Origin of the sequence: Enterobacter cloacae complex sp. 372C4, from assembly GCF_050030615.1 — a bacterium.
GTDB classification, from domain to species: Bacteria; Pseudomonadota; Gammaproteobacteria; order Enterobacterales; family Enterobacteriaceae; genus Enterobacter; species Enterobacter intestinihominis.
Map to the genome: position 1 here is coordinate 1,807,582 of NZ_JBLGUQ010000001.1, position 21,074 is coordinate 1,828,655.

Sequence of the window (21,074 nt, forward strand, 5' to 3'; positions counted from 1 at the left end):
TCGCCCATGTCTGAAATGACCCCACGCGAAATTGTCAGCGAACTGAACAAACACATTATCGGCCAGGACAACGCCAAGCGCTCCGTGGCTATCGCACTACGTAACCGCTGGCGTCGCATGCAGCTCGACGAAGAGCTCCGCCATGAAGTGACGCCAAAAAATATTCTGATGATCGGCCCGACCGGGGTGGGTAAAACCGAAATCGCCCGTCGTCTGGCCAAACTGGCTAACGCGCCGTTCATCAAAGTTGAAGCCACCAAATTCACCGAAGTGGGCTATGTGGGTAAAGAAGTGGACTCCATCATCCGCGACCTGACCGATTCAGCGATTAAGATGGTGCGTGTCCAGGCGATTGAGAAAAACCGCTATCGCGCCGAAGAGATGGCCGAAGAGCGTATTCTCGACGTGCTGATCCCACCGGCAAAAAATAACTGGGGACAGGCTGAACAGCAGCCTGAACCTTCTGCTGCGCGTCAGGCATTCCGCAAAAAACTGCGTGAAGGCGAGCTGGACGACAAAGAGATTGAAATCGATCTCGCTGCCGCGCCAATGGGCGTTGAAATCATGGCCCCTCCGGGCATGGAAGAGATGACCAGCCAGTTGCAGTCCATGTTCCAGAACCTGGGCGGGCAGAAGCAGAAAGCGCGTAAGCTGAAAATCAAAGACGCGATGAAGCTGCTGATTGAAGAAGAAGCCGCGAAGCTGGTTAACCCGGAAGAGCTGAAACAGGACGCTATCGACGCGGTTGAGCAGCACGGTATCGTGTTTATCGACGAAATCGACAAAATCTGTAAGCGCGGCGGCAACAGCTCCGGCCCGGATGTTTCCCGCGAAGGCGTTCAGCGCGACCTGCTGCCGCTGGTGGAAGGTTGCACCGTCTCTACCAAGCACGGCATGGTGAAAACTGACCACATTCTGTTTATCGCGTCAGGTGCGTTTCAGGTTGCCAGCCCATCCGATCTCATTCCGGAACTGCAGGGTCGTCTGCCAATCCGCGTTGAGCTGCAGGCGCTGACCACTGAAGATTTCGAACGTATCCTGACTGAGCCAAACGCTTCTGTGACCGTACAGTACAAAGCGTTGATGGCGACCGAAGGCGTGAATATCGAGTTCACCGATGATGGGATCAAACGCATCGCTCAGGCCGCATGGCAGGTCAACGAAACCACCGAAAACATCGGTGCGCGTCGTCTGCACACCGTGCTGGAACGCCTGGTGGAAGATATCTCTTACGATGCGAGCGACCTTAACGGTCAAACCATTACCATTGACGCAGAGTATGTGGGCAAACACCTGGATGCGTTAGTGGCAGATGAAGATCTGAGCCGTTTTATTCTATAATCGCGTTCAATGCATTTTCATCACTGTTGATGGGGGCTATGGCCCCCATTTTTATTGGCTAAATAACTATGACTGATATCAGCCGTACGCAGGCGTGGCTCGAAAGTCTGCGTCCAAAAACGCTTCCTCTGGCTTTTGCCGCCATTATCGTCGGTACCGCACTTGCCTGGTGGCAGGGGCATTTCGATCCCCTGGTGGCTGGTCTGGCGCTTGTCACCGCCGGGCTACTGCAAATCCTCTCTAATCTCGCCAATGATTACGGCGATGCGGTAAAAGGCAGCGATAAACCTGATCGTATCGGGCCGCTGCGCGGGATGCAAAAAGGGGTGATTACCAAGGCACAGATGAAGCGGGCGCTGATTATCACCGTGGTGTTGATTTGCCTGTCCGGCCTGGCGCTGGTGACGGTCGCCTCGAAAACCACCAGCGATTTCATTGGCTTCCTGGTGCTGGGCTTGCTCGCCATTATTGCAGCAATTACCTATACCGTCGGGACGCGTCCTTACGGGTATATTGGTCTGGGCGACATCTCCGTACTGGTGTTCTTCGGCTGGCTGAGCGTCATGGGAAGCTGGTACTTGCAGGCGCATACGGTGATCCCCGCCCTGTTCCTGCCCGCGACCGCCTGCGGTCTGCTGGCGACGGCGGTGCTGAATATCAATAACCTGCGCGACATCGACAGCGACCGTGAGAACGGTAAGAACACGCTGGCCGTGCGTCTGGGCCCGGTGAATGCCCGCCGCTATCACGCCTGCCTGCTCATCGGCGCGCTGGTCTGCCTGGCGCTGTTCAATCTGATCTCTCTGCACAGCCTGTGGGGCTGGCTGTTTGTGCTCGCCGCACCGCTGCTGGTTAAGCAGGCCCGCTATGTCATGCGTGAACTCAGCCCGGCTGCCATGCCGCCGATGCTGGAGCGCACGGTAAAAGGCGCGTTGCTGACTAACCTGCTGTTCGTCATCGGGATTGTCTTAAGCCAGACGCTGAGTTAGCTGACAAATATCAATTAACAATTGATGATTTTGCCAACAAGGCATTTCGCACGATATACTGAACACATTCGCAGCAACAGAGCGTTAAACCTATGAAATACGATACCTCCGAGCTTTGTGACATCTACCAGGAAGATGTCAACGTCGTTGAACCCCTGTTCTCCAACTTTGGTGGACGGTCGTCGTTTGGCGGACAAATCATCACGGTGAAATGTTTCGAGGACAACGGGTTGCTGTACGATCTGCTCGAAGAGAACGGCCGTGGCCGCGTTCTGGTGGTCGACGGCGGCGGTTCCGTGCGCCGTGCATTGATTGATGCTGAACTGGCGGGAATTGCCGTCCAGAACGAGTGGGAAGGCATTGTGGTGTACGGTTCCGTGCGTCAGGTGGACGATCTCGAAGACATGGATATCGGGATTCAGGCCATCGCGGCCATACCGGTAGGCGCAGCGGGCGACGGCATCGGCGAAAGCGACGTGCGCGTCAATTTCGGCGGCGTGACCTTCTTCTCGGGCGACCACCTTTATGCTGACAATACCGGCATTATCCTTTCCGAGGATGCGCTGGACATTGAGTAGTTAATCGATAAGCGAGATGCATAAAAAAACCGCCAACAGCAATGTGGCGGTTTTTTTGTCCCTCGGGATTCGCGGTCCGTTGGGTGATATTGCAACCTTTAACCAGGATTTTTATCTTACCCTGATTCATTCCTCAGGTAACCCCTGTCGACCCTTTATGAATTCCTAATTATGTGTGGAAACCTTAACTCCGCAGCTGTTGCTCATTATGATGCTGTGTCCCTTTCCGCCATCTCGCAAATGGGCGCCGGTCCAGGGAAAGGTGTATTCACAACCGTAAAGCAACCTTTAACCGGGCTTGTGTCCACCGACTTATCACCGGTGGTGAACGGTGGAGCGGTAAGCAGCAGGGACCGCATAATGAAACGCTATTTATGTATCGCGTTCATTGTCGCCAGCGTACTCGTTGTAAAGAGTGATGAACCGAGTGGGTTTGTTGCTTATGCTATGACAGCGCAGGACAAGTAGCGTTAAGGCCGCCTCTGGCGGCCTTTTTTATGGTTGAAATCCGTGAGCAATAACCATAAAAAAGCCGGGTGGCGGCTTCGCCTTACCCGGCCTACTCAATTCATTCCCAAAGGAAATCAGACTTCTTCCATACGTCCCAGCAGTGCCTGCAGGCGATCCTGCCAGCCGTTCTGCTGTTCGCGCAGCTGGTTGTTTTCGCGCTCCAGTTCTTCACGGCTGTGCTGAGCATTCTGAACTTCCTGGGACAGGGAGTTGTTTTTCTCTTTCAGCTCTTCAATTTCCATCTGCAGCAGGGTGATGGTGTCGATCGCCTGCTGTACTTTCGATTCCAGTTTCTCAAACACTTCTAAAGACATGATGCTACCTCTCCTGAATTGCAAGGCGACGCTTTAACGTAAACGCGCACGACATATACCGTCGATTGTATGGAGCGCGGCGCTCTGTGTCCAGCGACACACCGCGCAGATCGCGGTTTGCAACACTTTTAGGTCTGGTCCTGGTGCGTTCGCGGTATATACCCCTAAATTGTTAACTCTTTAGTTAATGAAATGATTCAGCTCACATTATACCGTTGATGCAAAAACGCGCTTTATGGCGCGAAAACGCTCATTTTATTGACGCAGACCACACATTTAGATTTCGATATTTCTCGTTTGTGCTCGTTAACGATAAATTAACACTATGTCTACAGGGCATCGTGGCTGTCACGGGCGGTCACGCAAACAATAAACATTACTCTTTTGCAGGATTCCGATTATGAGTCAGACATCAACCTTAAAAGGCCAGTGCATTGCCGAGTTCCTGGGTACCGGGTTGTTGATATTCTTCGGAGTAGGCTGTGTCGCTGCACTGAAAGTGGCGGGTGCCAGTTTTGGTCAGTGGGAAATCAGTATTATCTGGGGTTTGGGCGTGGCGATGGCCATCTACCTGACCGCAGGGGTTTCCGGCGCACATCTTAACCCGGCGGTGACCATCGCGTTGTGGCTATTCGCGTGCTTTGACGGACGCAAAGTTGTCCCTTTCATCATTTCACAATTTGCCGGCGCCTTTTGCGCAGCGGCGTTAGTTTACGGGCTTTATTACAATCTTTTCACCGACTTCGAACAGACGCATCATATGGTGCGTGGCAGTGTCGAAAGTCTGGATCTGGCAGGCATTTTCTCAACGTATCCGAATCCGCATATTAATTTTGTGCAGGCGTTCGCAGTTGAAATGGTGATTACCGCTATTCTGATGGGCGTCATTATGGCGCTGGGCGACGATGGAAACGGCATTCCGCGCGGCCCGCTGGCACCACTTTTGATTGGCCTTCTGATTGCGGTAATTGGCGCATCAATGGGTCCGCTGACCGGCTTTGCGATGAATCCGGCGCGTGACCTGGGTCCAAAAACCTTCGCCTTCTTTGCAGGATGGGGCGATGTCGCCTTTACCGGCGGCAAAGACATTCCTTACTTCCTGGTTCCGCTGTTCGGGCCAATCGTAGGGGCGGCGCTGGGCGCATTCGGCTATCGCAAATTAATTGGTCGCCACTTACCGTGCGACACCTGTGTGGAAGAGGAAAAAGAGTCGACTTCCACCACACAACAAAAAGCTTCGCTGTAATCTGACTACGGGACACATACCATGACCGAAAAAAAATATATCGTTGCGCTCGACCAGGGCACTACCAGCTCCCGCGCTGTCGTAATGGATCATGACGCGAACATTGTCAGCGTGTCTCAACGCGAATTTGAGCAAATCTATCCGCGTCCAGGCTGGGTTGAACACGACCCGATGGAGATCTGGGCGTCACAAAGCTCCACGCTGGTGGAAGTGCTGGCGAAAGCCGACATCAGTTCTGACGAGATTGCCGCTATCGGTATCACCAACCAGCGTGAAACCACCGTTGTCTGGGAGCGCGAAACCGGTAAGCCCATCTACAACGCCATTGTCTGGCAGTGCCGCCGCACCTCAGAGATCTGCGAAAAACTGAAGCGCGACGGAATGGAAGAGTACGTGCGCAGTACAACCGGTCTGGTCATTGACCCCTATTTCTCCGGCACCAAAGTGAAGTGGATCCTCGATCACGTGGAAGGTTCACGCGAACGTGCACGACGCGGCGAGCTGCTGTTTGGCACCGTCGATACCTGGCTTATCTGGAAGATGACTCAGGGACGCGTTCACGTCACCGACTACACCAACGCCTCGCGCACCATGCTGTTCAACATCAACACCCTGGAGTGGGATGACAAGATGCTGGACGCGCTGGACATTCCGCGTGCGATGCTGCCAGACGTGCGCAAATCTTCAGAAGTTTACGGCCAGACCAACATCGGCGGTAAAGGCGGCACCCGTATTCCTATCGCCGGTATTGCCGGTGACCAGCAGGCGGCGCTGTTCGGCCAGCTGTGCGTCAAGGAAGGGATGGCGAAGAACACTTACGGCACCGGCTGCTTTATGCTCATGAACACCGGCGAGAAAGCGGTGAAATCAGAAAACGGTCTGCTGACCACCATCGCCTGCGGCCCACGCGGTGAAGTGAACTATGCCCTGGAAGGGGCGGTATTCATGGCGGGTGCCTCCATTCAGTGGCTGCGCGACGAGATGAAGCTGATCAGCGATGCGTTTGACTCCGAATACTTCGCGACCAAAGTGAAAGACACCAACGGCGTATACGTGGTGCCAGCGTTTACCGGTCTGGGCGCACCGTACTGGGATCCATACGCCCGCGGCGCGATTTTCGGCCTGACGCGCGGTGTGAACTCTAACCACATTATTCGTGCGACCCTGGAATCCATCGCCTACCAGACGCGCGACGTGCTGGAAGCGATGCAGGCGGACTCCGGCATTCGTCTGCACGCCCTGCGCGTGGACGGCGGTGCGGTAGCCAACAACTTCCTGATGCAGTTCCAGTCCGACATTCTGGGTACCCGCGTTGAACGTCCTGAGGTGCGAGAAGTAACGGCGCTGGGCGCGGCGTATCTGGCAGGTCTGGCGGTTGGCTTCTGGCAAAACCTTGACGAGCTTCAGGAAAAAGCGGTGATCGAACGCGAATTCCGTCCAGGCATCGAAACCACCGAGCGCAACTACCGCTACAGCGGCTGGAAGAAAGCGGTGAAACGTGCCCTGGCATGGGAAGAGCACGACGAGTAAGACAGACTCACCCCTCACCCTAACCCTCTCCCCAAAGGGGCGAGGGGACTTAAAACACCCTCTCCCCTTTGGGGAGAGGGCCGGGGTGAGGGGCTCAGACCGCACCACCCCTCCCCCTCCCCACTCTGTGATAAACTTCGTGCAATTCCTTTTGATTGTACGAGTACCTCATGAAACGTGAACTTGCTATCGAGTTTTCCCGCGTCACCGAAGCTGCCGCCCTCGCAGGCTACAAGTGGCTGGGCCGTGGCGACAAAAATACCGCAGACGGCGCAGCCGTCCACGCCATGCGCATTGTGCTTAATCAGGTCAATATCGATGGCACTATCGTCATTGGCGAAGGCGAAATCGACGAAGCCCCGATGCTCTACATCGGTGAAAAAGTCGGGACGGGCAAAGGCGATGCGGTGGATATCGCGGTCGACCCGATCGAAGGCACGCGCATGACGGCGATGGGCCAGGCCAACGCGCTGGCGGTGCTGGCGGTGGGCGATAAGGGCTGCTTCCTCAACGCGCCAGATATGTACATGGAAAAGCTGATTGTCGGTCCTGGTGCTAAAGGCGCTATCGACCTTAGCCTGCCGCTGGATGCCAACCTGCGCAATATCGCAGCGGCGCTGGGTAAACCGCTCAACGAACTCACCGTGACCATCCTGGCGAAACCGCGCCACGACGCCACCATCGCTTATCTGCAAGCACTCGGCGTGCGCGTATTTGCCATTCCTGATGGCGACGTTGCCGCCTCTATTCTGACCTGCATGCCGGACAGCGAGGTCGACGTGCTTTACGGCATCGGCGGCGCGCCGGAAGGTGTGGTCTCTGCGGCAGTGATCCGCGCGCTGGACGGCGATATGCAGGCGCGTCTGCTGCCACGCCATGAGGTCAAAGGCGACAGCGACGAGAACCTTCGCATTGGTGAAGACGAACTGGCGCGCTGTGCGGCGATGGGCATCGAGGCCAATAAAGTGCTCGCGCTGAACGAGATGGCTCGCAGCGATAACGTGGTCTTCTCCGCAACCGGCATCACCAAAGGCGATCTGCTGGATGGCATCACCCGCAAGGGAAACATGGCCACCACTGAAACCCTGCTGATCCGCGGCAAATCCCGCACCATTCGCCGCATTCAGTCCATTCATTATCTCGACCGCAAAGACCCGGACGTACAGACGCACATTCTGTAAAACCGTTTGATCGATAGAGCTTTCCGGCCCGAATGGGCTGGAAATGTTTCCCACAAGTACGGAAGATAGAAGAGAGAAACAGCACAGGAGAAGATCATGGCGGACTGGGTAACAGGTAAAGTCACAAAGGTACAGTTCTGGACCGATGCGCTATTTAGCCTCACGCTGCACGCGCCCGTTCATCCGTTTACCGCCGGGCAGTTTGCCAAGCTCGGGCTGGATATCGACGGTGAACGCGTACAGCGCGCCTACTCTTACGTTAACGCGCCTGATAACCCGGATCTCGAGTTCTACCTGGTCACCGTTCCGGACGGTAAGCTCAGCCCGCGCCTCGCCGCGCTGAAACCGGGCGATGAGGTGCAGATTGTCTCCGACGCGGCGGGGTTCTTCGTGCTGGATGAAATCCCCGACTGTGACACGCTCTGGATGCTGGCGACCGGCACGGCCATCGGCCCGTATCTCTCTATCCTGGAGTACGGCAAAGATCTGGAGCGCTTTAAGAATATCGTGCTGGTTCACGCCGCGCGCTACGCCGCAGACCTGAGCTATTTGCCGCAGATGCAGGCGCTGGAACAGCGATATGGCGGGAAGTTAAAAATTCAGACGGTGGTCAGCCGCGAAACCGCAGCTGGCTCGTTAACCGGCCGCGTTCCGGCGTTGATTGAAAGCGGCGCGCTGGAAGAGGCGGTGGGTTTACCGATGAATACCGAAACCAGCCACGTGATGCTGTGCGGTAACCCGCAAATGGTGCGCGATACGCAGCAACTGCTGAAGGATACCCGGCAGATGACGAAACACCTTCGCCGCCGACCGGGCCATATGACCGCCGAACACTACTGGTGATCAGCGGTACTTCACCTCAAGGGTATCTTTTCCGTATTTGTTCTCGCTCTGGGTGCCGATAAACGCGCCCAGTTCGACAACCATCATCACAAAGATAACCGTCGGCAGCAGTCTGCCCACCACCCACGGGAGGATGGAGGGCAGCATTGACCAGTTCCCCGCCACCAGCATCCACGCCAGAATAATCAGAAAAGCCCAAGCGCCGGAGCGACCGCGATCGTGCAGACGTTTCACCACCACGGCGGCGGTTGGCCACAGTAAACAGACCAGCGCAAAAGCCGCAGTTTGCGTGCTCAGCCAGGCGTTATAGGCAACAAAAAACAGAAGCAGCATGGCGACAACCCACGCTGCCATCCAGATCCAGAAGTCACGGCGTCCAATACGCCCTTTGAATGAAAACAACCACTGCTGTATGGTCATGTAAGGTTCCTTATTATTGTTTAGCCCGCATTTTACCCTGGAGTTGTGACCTTTTGACAAGCCGACCAGATATCGTTTTAATCATGGGCAATAACGGCCAGGGGCAATGTTGATGAAAAGTTCGGCACACTCTCTTTATTTGTGTTTAGCGATGCTGAGCGCCAGTTTTTCTCTGCACGCCGCGGAACCGGCTTCCCCGGTCACCGCCCCCTACCTTCTGGCGGGCGCCCCCTCTTTCGATCAATCTATCAGCCAGTTCCGCGAAGCCTTCAATAAAGAAAACCCCTCGCTTGCGCTGGGGGAGTTCCGTGCGATTGACGGTGCCCGCGATACGCCAACCCTGACCCGCGCTGCCAGCAAAATTAACGAGAATCTATATGCTTCCACTGCCCTTGAGCGCGGAACGTTAAAAATCAAAAGTATGCAGATCACCTGGCTGCCGATTCAGGGCCCAGAGCAGAAAGCAGCGAAAGCGAAAGCGAAAGCGCTGGAGTATATGAGTGCTATTTTGCGCGCCTTTACCCCCACCTTCACGAAAGCGCAAAGCCAGCAAAAGCTGCAAAAACTGCTTACCGCCGGGAAAAACAAACGCTATTACGCCGATACGGAAGGTGCCGTTCGCTATGTTGTCGCAGATAACGGCGAAAAGGGGCTGACCTTCGCGGTTGAACCGATTAAGCTGGCCCTATCAGACGCACTCGAGGGGGCGAATTAATGACAAAAAGCAAAGCCTTTCGAGGGAAAATCTCTATACTGATTCACAGACCATGCTGCCCTTAAGGGTGGCCATATTCCTTAATTCGCTTATTGAGCGTGGAGAATTGAAATGCGACATCCTTTAGTGATGGGTAACTGGAAACTGAACGGCAGCCGCCACATGGTAAACGAACTGGTTGCTAACCTGCGTAAAGAGCTGGCTGGCGTGACCGGCTGCGCGGTTGCTATCGCTCCGCCGGATATGTACCTGGATCTGGCTAAACGTGCCGCTGACGGCAGCCACATCATTCTGGGCGCGCAGAACGTTGACGTTAACCTGTCTGGCGCGTTTACCGGTGAAACCTCCGCTGAAATGCTGAAAGACATCGGCGCGAAATACATCATCATCGGCCACTCTGAGCGTCGCACCTACCACAAAGAATCTGACGAGTTCATCGCGAAGAAATTCGCTGTGCTGAAAGAGCAGGGTCTGATCCCGGTTCTGTGCATCGGTGAAACCGAAGCAGAAAACGAAGCGGGTAAAACCGAAGAAGTGTGCGCACGTCAGATCGACGCTGTGCTGAAAACCCAGGGCGCGGCAGCGTTCGAAGGCGCGGTTATCGCTTACGAGCCAGTCTGGGCGATCGGTACCGGCAAATCTGCAACTCCAGCGCAGGCACAGGCGGTGCACAAGTTCATCCGTGACCACATTGCAAAAGCAGACGCGAAAGTGGCTGAGCAGGTCATCATCCAGTACGGCGGTTCCGTTAACGCATCAAACGCAGCTGAGCTGTTCACCCAGCCAGACATCGATGGCGCGCTGGTTGGCGGCGCATCCCTGAAAGCAGACGCTTTCGCGGTGATCGTTAAAGCGGCAGAAGCGGCTAAGCAGGCGTAATTGCCTTTGGGGCGGGTGGCGCTTCGCTAACCCGCCCTACAAAACCACTACAAACGTCCTAATACGCTAAACCACAAATAATCCAGCGGCAGCAGCACCAGATACGTCGCAATCGCCAGCGCCAGGCAGAGCAGCATCCCCGCCTTCGCAGGCACTTTCCCTAAGCCCATCGCCACCACAATCGGCGACGCCTGATACGGCAGCAGCGGCGTGGAATACCCCAGCACCTGAATCATGATCACCGACAGCAGCGGGAAACCGGTCGCGTCGGAGAAGCTCTGCGCCAGCGTGGTGTACAGCGCCGGAACGCCGTTGGCGGTCATAATGAAGTTGAGCGCCGTGGTGATCCCCGTCAGCGCCAGGAAGCTGGTAAACGGGCGGTCTGCATCCAGCGGCATGATATGGAGCAACGCCTCGCCTACGGCCGCACCGATACCGGTCTGCGTCACCGTAATGGCCAGCCCGAGTATACCCGCGACGTAAATACAGGTGCGCATATTCACCCCCGCCGAGAACTCCTCGCCGGTGATAAATCCGATGCGCGGCAGCATAACGATGACCGAGGCCGCCAGCCCTGTCCACGCTGGGCCCACGCCGTGCCAGCTCTCCGTTACCCACATCGTCAACACCACCGCCAGCAGCCAGGCGAGTCGTTTTTCGTCACGTCCCATCGGTTCCGATGGCGCGAGATCCTTCGCCGGTTTTGGGTTGCCGGGAAACAGCCAGCAGATCAGGCCAATCAGAATCAGGCCTTTGAGAATACCCAGCACCGGCGTGTGCAGCAGCAGATACGGGACATAGTTGAGGTGGATGCCGTATGAGCCCTCCGCCGCGCCGCTCATCACCAGGTTTGGCACGTTAGCGGGCAAAATAGTGGCCGAGAGCTGGAAGGTGCCAAACCCGACCGCCAGCGCCAGGCCAAACCAGGCCCGCGAGCCATCAGGAATGCAGGCCCGCTTCGCCATCGCGGCGACAATCGGCATCAGCAGCGCAATACGTCCCATGTTCGACGGCATCACGAATGCCAGGGCATAGCTCAGCAGCACAACGCTTGCCACCATCAGCACCCAGGAGTCGGTAAGCTTTGCCGACAGCGCCCGGGCGGCCCTGTCCGCCAGGCCGGTTTTCCGAATCGCCACGCCCAGCACAAAGCCGCTGAACACCAGCCAGAAGGCAGACGAGGCGAAGCCGCCAAAGATCACTTCCGGCGGGGCGATTCTGGCGGTCATCGCCGCCGTAAAGAACAGCAGCGCGGTGATAAATTCCGGCAACAGCGACGTCGCCCACAGCACGATGGTGACGCCGACGATCAGCGAGGGAAGCAGCAGAGGATGCGTTAACCAGAGCGACATACCTGTCTCCTGTAGAATTTTTCAGCAAGTCTACGGCGACAGGCAGGGCGAGTAAACGCTATTTATGGTGGGGTCACTTCAGGATATCGCATTGATGATCCTGCAATTCCTCAGCCGACGCGCGGTTAAAGGTAAGCAGGTTACGCTCTGTCGCCAGCAGTACAAACGAGCCGTCTGACTGCTGCGCCATCGCCAGCGCGAAGCGTCCCATATGGTCGCGCGCTTCCGGCAGTTCTTCCGCCAGCATCATAAACGGGCTGCGCTGCACCAGTTCGTTCTCCGTCACCCGACGGGCAAGGTACTCATGCCCTTCCAGCCCGCCCGGAAGCGGTAGCCACTGGGTGCTGATTTGCCCCTGCGCCGCGTTCAGCTTCTCGCGCACGTCCGGGCGCAGGCAGGAGATGTGGATATGAAAATGGTTCTGCGTGCGTCCGGTCGGGGAGTTGATGGTCAGAGAAATAGCGCTGTCAGGCACGTCGGCTCCCCGTTTCATGCTCATAAAATGACGAGACTGCCATGCCAGCCAGAAGAAATTCGGCGTCTGAGGCTCAGTCAGCAGCGGGCTTTCGGTGCCGTTAATACGGTACGTGGGCATCAGCAGGTATTGCAGCGGTCCGTTGCGGTCCTTGAACACCACGTAGCCCGCATCTGGCATCACCTGCGCACACGGTGCCGGGTTACGGTTATGCAGCTGGTTGGGCACACACTGGTCGAGAACGATATGACGCAACGCATTCGGATTACCCGCTTTCATCCAGTACACGCCGCCTGCGGCAAGGGCGATAACGATCAGAATCAGTAAGATAATTTTTTTCACAACGCGTTCCCTGTTTTCAATAGAGGCAAAAGAGTAACGCAAAATGATGACCAAATAAAAAACCCGGTGGATTTCTCACACCGGGTTACCGTGTCGTTCTTTGTAAAACGCTTAGCGCTTGCTGATCTGGTCGAAGGTGCCGCCGTTAGAGAAGTGCTCTTTTTGCGCTTTGGTCCAGCCGCCAAAAACATCATCGATAGTGAACAGCTTCAGTTTCGGGAAGGCGTTTTCGTATTTCTTCGCGACGGCCTCATCGCGCGGGCGGTAGAAGTTTTTCGCCGCAATTTCCTGCCCTTCCGGTGAGTAGAGGTACTTCAGGTAGGCTTCCGCCACCGCTTTGGTGCCCTTCTTATCAACAACCTTATCGACGACGGAGACGGTCGGCTCAGCCAGGATGGATTCGCTCGGGGTCACGATCTCGAATTTGTCTTTACCCAGCTCGTTAGTCGCCAGCAGGGCTTCGTTTTCCCAGGCAATCAGCACGTCGCCGATACCGCGCTCGACGAAGGTGTTAGTTGCGCCGCGCGCGCCGGAGTCCAGCACTTCGACATTTTTAAACAGCGCTTTCACGAATTCCTGCGCTTTAGCCTGGTCACCGTTGTTGTGGTGCAGGGCGTAGCCCCAGGCCGCCAGGTAGTTCCAGCGTGCGCCGCCGGAGCTTTTCGGGTTCGGCGTGATGACAGACACGCCCGGCTTAATCAGGTCGTTCCAGTCTTTAATCTGTTTCGGGTTGCCTTTGCGCACCAGGAAGACAATGGTCGAGGTGTATGGCGCAGAGTTGTCCGGCAGGCGCTTGATCCAGTTTTTGTCGATACGGCCACGCTCCGCGATCGCGTCTACGTCATAAGCCAGCGCCAGGGTAACCACATCGGCTTCAATGCCGTTGATCACCGATGTCGCCTGCTTACCTGAACCGCCGTGAGACTGGCGAACCACCACGTTATCGCCGGTTTCCTGTTTCCAGTGCGCCGCAAAAGCTTTGTTGTACTGGTCGTACAGTTCACGCGTCGGATCGTACGACACGTTCAGTAACTGAATGTCCTTTGCCAGAACGCTGGTCGATGCCAGCAATAATGTTAACCCCACGCCCCATTTATTCATCGCCCGGCTCTCTTGTGTAGTGTTTTGATGAATGCAGCGTGCCAGAAAGCTAACCGATGATTAAAGAATAAAAAAAGATTGGCTATAACGTGAAGGAATAAAAAGTGCGTGGGCACAAAAAAGCCGGGGGGCGGCTACGCCTTACCCGGCCTACGATCCGTGCTTTTGTAGGCCCGGTAAGCGCAGCGCCACCGGGCAACAGAGCCGATCAGTACAGTTTTTTCGCGCAGTCCAGCCAGTCACCTTTGAACGGACGCTTCATGTTTTCAATGGCATCGATGATGTCATGGTGAACAAGTTTCTCGTTCTGAATACCGACGCAGCGGCCGCCGTGGCCCTGTAGCAGCAGCTCGATCGCGTACGCACCCATGCGGGACGCCAGGATACGGTCGTACGGGCCTGGGGAACCGCCACGCTGAATGTGACCCAGAACGGTCGCGCGGGTTTCGCGTTTGGTTTCGGTTTCGATGTACTTCGCCAGCTCGTCAACGTCACAGATGTGCTCGGTGATAGCAACGATGGCGTGTTTCTTACCTTTCGCGATGCCGGCTTTGATCTCTGCGACCAGATCTTCACGGCTGAACTCTACTTCCGGAACTACCACGAACTCACAGCCACCGGCAATGGCCGCCGCCAGGGTCAGGTCACCACAGTAACGGCCCATCACTTCAACAATGGAAATACGCTGGTGAGAGGAAGAGGTGTCACGCAGGCGGTCAATCGCTTCCACAACGGTACCCAGCGCAGTGAAGTAACCGATGGTGTAGTCAGTGCCTTTGATGTCGTTGTCGATGGTGCCAGGCAGGCCGATGCACGGGAAGCCCATTTCAGTCAGACGTTTTGCACCCATGTACGAGCCGTCGCCGCCGATAACCACCAGCGCATCCAGACCCCGTTTTTTCATGTTTTCGATAGCCACTTCACGGATGTGTTCGTCACGGAATTCCGGGAAGCGCGCGGAACCGAGGAAAGTACCGCCACGGTTGATCATGTCAGACACGCTGTAGCGGTCGAGCTGAACCATGCGGTCTTCATACAGACCCAGGTAACCGTCATAGATACCAAAAACTTCCAGACCTTCCGTCAGCGCTGCACGGACAACCCCACGGATTGCCGCGTTCATGCCCGGCGCATCACCGCCGCTTGTCAACACACCGATTTTCTTAATCATGACTACCTCTGAACTTAGGAATGCAAAATTGAAATCTGCTGCCGGAAGAAACTGTTCAACCGTCGAATACTGCAAATAGTATATCAATCCCTTCCAGCTGAATTGATTCAGGTCAGGCCATATGGTGGTAATTTATCCACAAAATGCTGGTCTGGCTCACTTTTTTACAACGAATTACGAAAGCTCAAAACGCCCTGGGGACGACAGAGCACGGATCCTGGTGAATAATGACGTCTGACCCAGGGAAACGCTGCAAAATCGCCTGCTCCACCTGTTCAGCGACCATATGCGCCTGAACCAGTGGCAGGTTGTCTTCCATTTCCAAATGAATCTGAATAAAACGGGTCGGCCCTGACTGCCGCGTACGAAGATCGTGAGCACCACTGACGCCAGGCCAGTGGGTCACGATGGCATAAATTTCATCACGTTCTGCATCCGGAAGCGCACGGTCAAGAAGCGACTGTACCGCGTCATACCCCATCCGCAACGCGCTGTATAAAATATAGATCCCTATCCCTAACGCAAACAACGCATCGGCACGATGCCAGCCATACCAGGCCAGACCGAGCGCAATAAGAATTGCCCCATTCATCATAACATCAGACTGATAATGAAGCATATCGGCCCGTACAGCCTGGCTTTGTGTTTTGCGTACAACCCAGCGCTGGAACGTTACAAGAACAAGTGTGCTTATAAGTGCAACTACGGTTACGACCACACCAACGCCCGGATCGTTCATCGGAGAAGGCGAAATAAGATGCTGAATGCCGGTCAAAAACAGGAAAAGCGCGGAGCCAGAAATAAACATACTTTGTGCCAGCGCGGCCAGCGATTCCGCTTTGCCGTGGCCAAACGTATGCTCTTCATCTGCCGGTTGCAGCGAATAGCGCACCACCAGCAGGTTGGTCAGCGAGGCGGCAATATCCACCAGTGAATCCACCAGCGCCGCCAGAATACTAACCGACCCGGTGTACCACCACGCGAAAATTTTAATGATCAGCAAACACGACGCCGTCACCGTCGCGGCTATTGCGGCCCGGCTTACCAGCCGTCCATAGGATTGATTCATAAACACTCCTGTCATGCCATGGCGCTAGTATAACGGATGGCGGTGGAGTGAAAGGATGAATAAAGCGTTAACAACACTGAACGATGGGCAAAAAAAACCCCCACATCATGTGGGGGAAGACAGGGATGGTGAAGAAATCCGGCCAGTAACACAATGGAATAAAAGGATTTATTCTAATCTTCGTCTACATTTTGACTACACTTCGACAAAAAAAGCCCCGAGCATTTCGGGGCTGCACACCGCTTTACTTCCATCCGCACGCTTTTTGAAGTGGCTTCAATGCCTCTGACAGACCCGCCAGATCAAACGTCGCACTTACAGGGCTTTCGTTGTATGGCGTGATCTGAGTGAACATTACGTTAGCCTGGCTTAAAGACTTAACGAACTCGATCACATTCCCACGATAAAAGACCGCTTTGGTATCGCTAGATATATTCCAAGTTTTCGTTTTTGCCTTTTGCTTGTCCAGGCGGTATAGCATTTGCGTTTCATTAAGGCCCAGATATGTATCCCAATTGATATACAGCTCTGTTTTCTTCTCTCTGCAAGTGATGTACAGATCAGGAGTTATTGACTCACCGAATTGAGAGCGAAAAGACTCATTAGCAGAAAGGCTAACGAAAACATTCTCCGAATCATCTACCGGAGAGGATTTTGTTGATACCTGCCACTTTCCAACACCAACAGCAGGCTTAGCTTCTTCGGATGCCTTCGGCGGTAAAACTTTATCGTAACAGGCTAAACGGGAATCATTTTTCGCCTCAGACTGACATTTCAGCAAAGCATCTTTATCGAAATCACCCTTAGCCTCTTCCGCTGCATATGCCGTTGAAACAGCCGTAAAGCAGAGCGCCATAGAAATTATTATTTTTTTCATAAACACCTCTATGCTTTTGGGCGGGTCAAAAAAACAAACATCCCGATAATGATATCGCCAATAACCCAGATAGTTCCCAGCATCATCACTCCCAGCCCCGTACCGATTGCAGCCCCGGCCCGTTCAGCGTCTGAGGCTGCGTTATTGATCACATCACTACTGCCGCCAACCCCAGCAAAAATGCAATAAATCATGAAGATGTTGAACAGGATAAATACCCACTTCACTATCTTGCCAAAAAAAGAGCGCTTCGGTTTTCTTACTTGGTGCCCACATGACGGACACTTAAACGCTGAATCACTAATTTCTTTACTGCATTCCGGGCAGCTTACTAATGCCATTTTTCTATTCTCCATAGACATGGTTACATAACCGTCATAAAGCCTATCAGTTGATTTTGTTTGAATAAATAAAAATTAACCCGCCACATAGGCGGGTTATTTCATAGTGTGAGAGATAACTGATCTTCGCCGTGATGACTTCGCGGGAAAACATCTTGAGGAACCACCGCGCCGGGGACTGGTTGAGTCTGGTTTAATGATTCGTCTATTTGCGTCATGCTGGTAAAGCAGTAGCCGCACAACATGTTTTGACACTGGTGATAACTGCGTCGCACTAAATCACTCAACTCTACACTGGTACGAGTTTTCGCAACTGCACGGCAGCGAGGACAGCGCATTGCCATACGCGGGCCTCCTCTGGGCTGGTTAATATCACGTCAAGTATAACGCTTAACCCGTTGATTCGTCACCCGCCTCAGCCGTCCATTCATCGATCTTAACTTCCAGCTCCAGCGAAGTGGTAAAGCCGCCGCTGCCGATATCATGCACACATCGGGTAATAGTCCAGTAACCGTTATCAATTGTGGACTTAAAGCCCGATACGCTTGCCGGTTGCTCCGGGTACAAATCTGCCCTGCCCCGCGCCAGCGTGATGGAGAATGACGCCGCGCCACGCTGCAACTGGCTCCACTTCGCCGCTGCTGCCCGCTTCGCTGCCTTCTCAGTTTTAAACGTCTTGCGGATCACGAATACGTTACCTTCCGCGCCTGCCATGTAATCCCCTTCCTTGCTGCTTGAGGCGGGTTCTTTCGGCTTCTTCGGTTGGGTTGTTCTGCGGCGTCTGCTGGTGTTGGTTTGTACTGTGGTGGCAGGCTTTTTCCCGAAATTCAGATCCAGCCAGTAGGCCGTAACGCCGGTATAAGCGTCACGATCGGCAATACTAAAGCTATGCTTGTCGCCGCTGGCCCGCACAATGCTGATCGCCGGTAAAGGTTTACCGCTCTGGGTTACGCCCTGCCCCGGCGTGATGAACAGCAACATGCCGTTTTTGACGGTGGCAACCGCACCCAGCATATCCGCCATTCTGGTGAGAAAACTGATATCTGACTCACTGGTTTGGTCAGCGTGATCGATCTCAATCTTCGCCAGTTCCTCACTCACCCCGGCGCGCAGGTCGTACCGGCTGGCAATACTGGCAACCACATCGCCAACGGTAATATCGTGCCAGGAGTATTCACGCTTCACGTTGAACGTGTCGCGAAAGTCTGCGCTGCGGGCGCTGATGGTGAGCTGATCAGGCGGGCCACGGTGCGCAACCTCATCAACGGTGTACAGCCCTTTAAATATCAGCGGGTCATTATCCCAGCCCAGCGAAACGGAAATCTTCGCTCCACGCGATGGCATAACGATCTGTCCGTCTGAATCATCCAGCGTGAGATCAAGCGTATCCGCTTCAAATCCCCGGTTGTCCGTCAGCGACAACGAGATCAAACGATCATCCAGCGCGGTGAGCTGCTTGCCCTCAATCTGAATACTGAACGCCGGGCGGGGCGAATAACGCGCATCATCATCCAACATCTTATTGGTTCCCTCATTGGTGAGGGTACCATCGTCGCCACGCGCGCGCGTACAGACAACGCGGGGCTGTTGTTGCGGTCTGCTGACAACGCCCACCTCTCGCACCGGCTGGCAATTGTCGCAATGATAAGTGGCAATCATTGACCTGGCGAGGCAACTACATGGCCACAAATTACCATCACGGTGTAACCGTCACGGAAACCACCGATCTGAGCACGATGATCACCGATATTGATTCGGCGGTTATCGGCGTCGTTTGTATCGCTGACGATGCAGACGAAGAAGCGTTCCCGCTGGATACCCCTGTACTCATTACCCGCGTGGCTAACATGCTGGGCAAAGCAGGCAAAACCGGCACCCTGTTCACCACCCTGAAAGCCATTTCAGACCAGACCAGCCCACAGACCATTGTGATCCGCGTGGCTGATGCGTCAAAAATTCCACCACCGGAAACCGGCACCGCTCCGACTCAGGATCAACTGGTCATTGGTGGCACCGACCCGGTAACAGGACTTTTCACCGGCATGTATGCGCTGTTATCGGCGGAGATGCGTGTTGGCGTCCGTCCGCGTGTGCTTGCCGTTCCCGGCCTTGATACTCAGCCAGTAGCGGCGCAACTCGGCGTGATGGCGGAGAAGCTGCGCGCCTTTGCTTATGTTTCAGCGAACGGCTGCAACACCATTGCAGAGGCAAAGGAATACCGCGAGCAGTTTGCCCAGCGTGAAATGATGGTCATCTGGCCTAACTTCATTTGCTACGATACCAACGCGGGAGCAAACGCCACCGTGCCGGTGGGTGCTCATGCGGTAGGGATGCGCGCCAAAATCGACGCAACGCAGGGCTGGCACAAAACCATTTCCAACGTTCCGGTTAACAACGTGCTGGGGATGGATCGCGATATCTATTTCACCCTACAGGGCACCGATACCGATGCGGACGAGCTGAACGCAGCAGGCGTCACCACCCTGATCAAACAGGACGGCTATCGCATCTGGGGATCACGTACCTGCGACGAAGAAACCTACATCTTTGAGAGCTACACCCGTACCGCTCAGATTGTGGCTGATACCGTGGCAGAGGCTCACTTCTCCTATGTTGATAAGCCGCTCACCCCGTCGCTGGTAAAAGATATCGTTGACGGTATCAACCGCAAGCTGACGTCCTATGTGACGGCGGGCAAGCTGCTGGGTGCGCGCTGCTGGTATGACCCTGAACCGAATACCAGCGAAACGCTGCGCAACGGGCAGCTCACCATCAAATACAACTACACGCCTGTCCCGCCGCTGGAAAATCTCAGCCTGGTGCAGGAGTTCACTGATGAATACTTCGCTACGTTTTCCAGCGCAGTGAATAACTAACCGGGGGCGCGTATGGCTCTGCCTAAAAAACTTAAATACTTCAACATGTTCTTTGACGGGGATAACTATTTCGGCATGGTGCCGGAAATCACCCCGGCGAAGTTAACCCGCAAAACAGAGGATTATCAGGCCGGTGGTATGCCGGGTTCTGTCGCGGTCGATCTCGGCTTTGATGCCGGGGCGCTGGATATGGATATCACCCTTGGCGGCATGGATGCGGGGCTGCTGAAAAAATGGGGCATCGCCACCGCCGATGGTATGCAAACGCGCTATGCCGGGTCTTACCAGGATGATTCAACCGGCGAAGCGGTACCCGTTGAAATCCAGACGCGCGGACGCTTTACGGAGATGGATCCGGGCACGTCCAAAACCGGGGATGATACTTCCCATAAGTACACCCTGAAAAATACCTATTACAAGCTGACCATCAACGGCGAAGAAATCATTGAAGTTGATGTGCTCAATATGATCTACAAAGTTGGCGGCGTTGACATGATGGAAAAACACCGCGCCAACATTGGCTTATAAGGAATTAACACACCATGACCAAAGTAACCGGTAAAGAAGTTGTAACGCTCAATGCGCCTATCGTTCGCGGTAAGACGGCAATCAGCGAAATCACGATCACGCCAGTCTTAAAGCAGGCCGGATCGCTGCGTGGCTTAAAAGTCTATGACGTTCTGACGTCGAATTATGATGCGCTGGTTGTTCTGCTGCCGCGCGTTACAGCCCCGGCGCTGACCGCTGACGAAATCGCCCGCATGGATACGTGGGACTTCTGCCAGCTCGCCAATGCGGTGGTTGATTTTTTGCAGCCACCTTCGGATCAGAGCGGGACGGATACGGGCAGCGCGTCATCCGATGCCCCTGCGAACGCATAGAAAACTTAATGGCGGATATCGCCGTCATTTTCCACTGGCGACC

General features: G+C 54.9%; 23 protein-coding genes. 12 read left to right on the top strand and 11 right to left on the bottom strand.

Annotation, left to right across the window (positions count from 1 at the left end; translation table 11 throughout):
• Positions 1 to 6 precede the first annotated feature (6 nt).
• The 3 genes from hslU to rraA all read left to right on the top strand — a co-directional run bounded on the left by hslU (position 7) and on the right by rraA (position 2,908).
• Positions 7 to 1,341, top strand: coding sequence for an HslU--HslV peptidase ATPase subunit (gene hslU, locus ACQG11_RS08620; RefSeq protein ID WP_022649796.1), 1,335 nt, complete (start codon positions 7 to 9; stop codon positions 1,339 to 1,341).
• A gap of 62 nt (positions 1,342 to 1,403) precedes the next feature.
• Positions 1,404 to 2,330: a 1,4-dihydroxy-2-naphthoate polyprenyltransferase gene (menA, locus tag ACQG11_RS08625; RefSeq protein ID WP_426728887.1), complete on the top strand. Its 927-nt coding sequence runs from the start codon at positions 1,404 to 1,406 to the stop codon at positions 2,328 to 2,330.
• A 92-nt stretch (positions 2,331 to 2,422) separates the two neighbouring features.
• The gene (gene rraA / locus ACQG11_RS08630; RefSeq protein ID WP_022649798.1) at positions 2,423 to 2,908 is read left to right on the top strand and encodes a ribonuclease E activity regulator RraA; all 486 of its coding nucleotides are present in this window, start codon (positions 2,423 to 2,425) and stop codon (positions 2,906 to 2,908) included.
• Positions 2,909 to 3,492: 584 nt separating this feature from the next.
• On the opposite strand, the gene zapB is transcribed toward rraA, so the two are convergent.
• Entirely contained in the window at positions 3,493 to 3,732 is a 240-nt protein-coding gene (zapB, locus tag ACQG11_RS08635) for a septal ring assembly protein ZapB (protein WP_022649799.1), read from the bottom strand.
• 400 nt (positions 3,733 to 4,132) lie between these two features.
• On the opposite strand from zapB, the gene ACQG11_RS08640 reads away from it, so the two are divergent.
• The 4 genes from ACQG11_RS08640 (at position 4,133) to fpr (ending at position 8,532) form a co-directional block, all read left to right on the top strand.
• Positions 4,133 to 4,978 carry an MIP/aquaporin family protein gene (locus ACQG11_RS08640; RefSeq protein WP_022649800.1) on the top strand — a complete coding sequence of 282 codons (846 nt, stop codon included), beginning with the start codon at positions 4,133 to 4,135 and terminating at the stop codon, positions 4,976 to 4,978.
• A gap of 21 nt (positions 4,979 to 4,999) precedes the next feature.
• Complete coding sequence (gene glpK / locus ACQG11_RS08645) at positions 5,000 to 6,508, top strand: glycerol kinase GlpK (protein ID WP_022649801.1); 1,509 nt, start codon at positions 5,000 to 5,002, stop codon at positions 6,506 to 6,508.
• A gap of 170 nt (positions 6,509 to 6,678) precedes the next feature.
• Positions 6,679 to 7,689 (top strand): class II fructose-bisphosphatase, encoded by a 1,011-nt coding sequence (gene glpX, locus ACQG11_RS08650; RefSeq protein ID WP_023307187.1) that lies wholly within the window; start codon positions 6,679 to 6,681, stop codon positions 7,687 to 7,689.
• A gap of 96 nt (positions 7,690 to 7,785) precedes the next feature.
• Complete coding sequence (fpr, locus tag ACQG11_RS08655; RefSeq protein ID WP_022649803.1) at positions 7,786 to 8,532, top strand: ferredoxin--NADP(+) reductase; 747 nt, start codon at positions 7,786 to 7,788, stop codon at positions 8,530 to 8,532.
• Here fpr and ACQG11_RS08660 read toward each other — a convergent pair whose 3' ends face one another.
• Positions 8,533 to 8,952 carry a DUF805 domain-containing protein gene (locus ACQG11_RS08660; protein ID WP_022649804.1) on the bottom strand — a complete coding sequence of 140 codons (420 nt, stop codon included), beginning with the start codon at positions 8,950 to 8,952 and terminating at the stop codon, positions 8,533 to 8,535.
• A 112-nt stretch (positions 8,953 to 9,064) separates the two neighbouring features.
• Here ACQG11_RS08660 and ACQG11_RS08665 point away from each other — a divergent pair, with 112 nt between their 5' ends.
• Both ACQG11_RS08665 and tpiA read left to right on the top strand, forming a co-directional pair.
• The gene (locus ACQG11_RS08665) at positions 9,065 to 9,667 is read left to right on the top strand and encodes a DUF1454 family protein (protein ID WP_426728305.1); all 603 of its coding nucleotides are present in this window, start codon (positions 9,065 to 9,067) and stop codon (positions 9,665 to 9,667) included.
• Between the two features lie 111 nt (positions 9,668 to 9,778).
• Positions 9,779 to 10,546 carry a triose-phosphate isomerase gene (gene tpiA, locus ACQG11_RS08670; protein WP_003862019.1) on the top strand — a complete coding sequence of 256 codons (768 nt, stop codon included), beginning with the start codon at positions 9,779 to 9,781 and terminating at the stop codon, positions 10,544 to 10,546.
• 47 nt (positions 10,547 to 10,593) lie between these two features.
• Here the strand turns inward: tpiA and ACQG11_RS08675 are convergent, their stop codons facing one another.
• The 9 genes from ACQG11_RS08675 to ACQG11_RS08715 form a co-directional block, all read right to left on the bottom strand.
• Positions 10,594 to 11,898: an SLC13 family permease gene (locus ACQG11_RS08675; RefSeq protein WP_426728306.1), complete on the bottom strand. Its 1,305-nt coding sequence runs from the start codon at positions 11,896 to 11,898 to the stop codon at positions 10,594 to 10,596.
• Between the two features lie 73 nt (positions 11,899 to 11,971).
• A complete protein-coding gene (locus ACQG11_RS08680; protein ID WP_023307189.1) occupies positions 11,972 to 12,715 on the bottom strand; it encodes a CDP-diacylglycerol diphosphatase in 744 nt (247 codons plus the stop codon).
• A 111-nt stretch (positions 12,716 to 12,826) separates the two neighbouring features.
• Complete coding sequence (locus ACQG11_RS08685) at positions 12,827 to 13,816, bottom strand: sulfate ABC transporter substrate-binding protein (protein ID WP_023298902.1); 990 nt, start codon at positions 13,814 to 13,816, stop codon at positions 12,827 to 12,829.
• A 208-nt stretch (positions 13,817 to 14,024) separates the two neighbouring features.
• A complete protein-coding gene (gene pfkA / locus ACQG11_RS08690) occupies positions 14,025 to 14,987 on the bottom strand; it encodes a 6-phosphofructokinase (protein WP_003862009.1) in 963 nt (320 codons plus the stop codon).
• 184 nt (positions 14,988 to 15,171) lie between these two features.
• A complete protein-coding gene (gene fieF / locus ACQG11_RS08695) occupies positions 15,172 to 16,056 on the bottom strand; it encodes a CDF family cation-efflux transporter FieF (protein ID WP_023298903.1) in 885 nt (294 codons plus the stop codon).
• A gap of 244 nt (positions 16,057 to 16,300) precedes the next feature.
• A complete protein-coding gene (locus ACQG11_RS08700) occupies positions 16,301 to 16,933 on the bottom strand; it encodes a type VI secretion system-associated protein TagO (RefSeq protein WP_016155245.1) in 633 nt (210 codons plus the stop codon).
• Positions 16,934 to 16,941: 8 nt separating this feature from the next.
• Positions 16,942 to 17,274 carry a zinc ribbon domain-containing protein gene (locus ACQG11_RS08705; protein WP_016155244.1) on the bottom strand — a complete coding sequence of 111 codons (333 nt, stop codon included), beginning with the start codon at positions 17,272 to 17,274 and terminating at the stop codon, positions 16,942 to 16,944.
• 101 nt (positions 17,275 to 17,375) lie between these two features.
• Positions 17,376 to 17,618 (bottom strand): ogr/Delta-like zinc finger family protein, encoded by a 243-nt coding sequence (locus tag ACQG11_RS08710; protein WP_016155243.1) that lies wholly within the window; start codon positions 17,616 to 17,618, stop codon positions 17,376 to 17,378.
• 46 nt (positions 17,619 to 17,664) lie between these two features.
• Complete coding sequence (locus ACQG11_RS08715; RefSeq protein ID WP_181239940.1) at positions 17,665 to 18,792, bottom strand: phage late control D family protein; 1,128 nt, start codon at positions 18,790 to 18,792, stop codon at positions 17,665 to 17,667.
• Positions 18,793 to 18,953: 161 nt separating this feature from the next.
• Here ACQG11_RS08715 and ACQG11_RS08720 point away from each other — a divergent pair, with 161 nt between their 5' ends.
• From ACQG11_RS08720 to ACQG11_RS08730, 3 genes are read left to right on the top strand one after another with little or no spacing between them, the layout of a single operon-like run.
• Complete coding sequence (locus tag ACQG11_RS08720; RefSeq protein WP_016155241.1) at positions 18,954 to 20,150, top strand: phage tail sheath subtilisin-like domain-containing protein; 1,197 nt, start codon at positions 18,954 to 18,956, stop codon at positions 20,148 to 20,150.
• Between the two features lie 12 nt (positions 20,151 to 20,162).
• Entirely contained in the window at positions 20,163 to 20,678 is a 516-nt protein-coding gene (locus ACQG11_RS08725) for a phage major tail tube protein (protein ID WP_001514744.1), read from the top strand.
• Positions 20,679 to 20,692: 14 nt separating this feature from the next.
• Positions 20,693 to 21,031 carry a phage tail assembly protein gene (locus ACQG11_RS08730; RefSeq protein WP_001514743.1) on the top strand — a complete coding sequence of 113 codons (339 nt, stop codon included), beginning with the start codon at positions 20,693 to 20,695 and terminating at the stop codon, positions 21,029 to 21,031.
• The last annotated feature ends 43 nt before the right edge of the window (positions 21,032 to 21,074 follow it).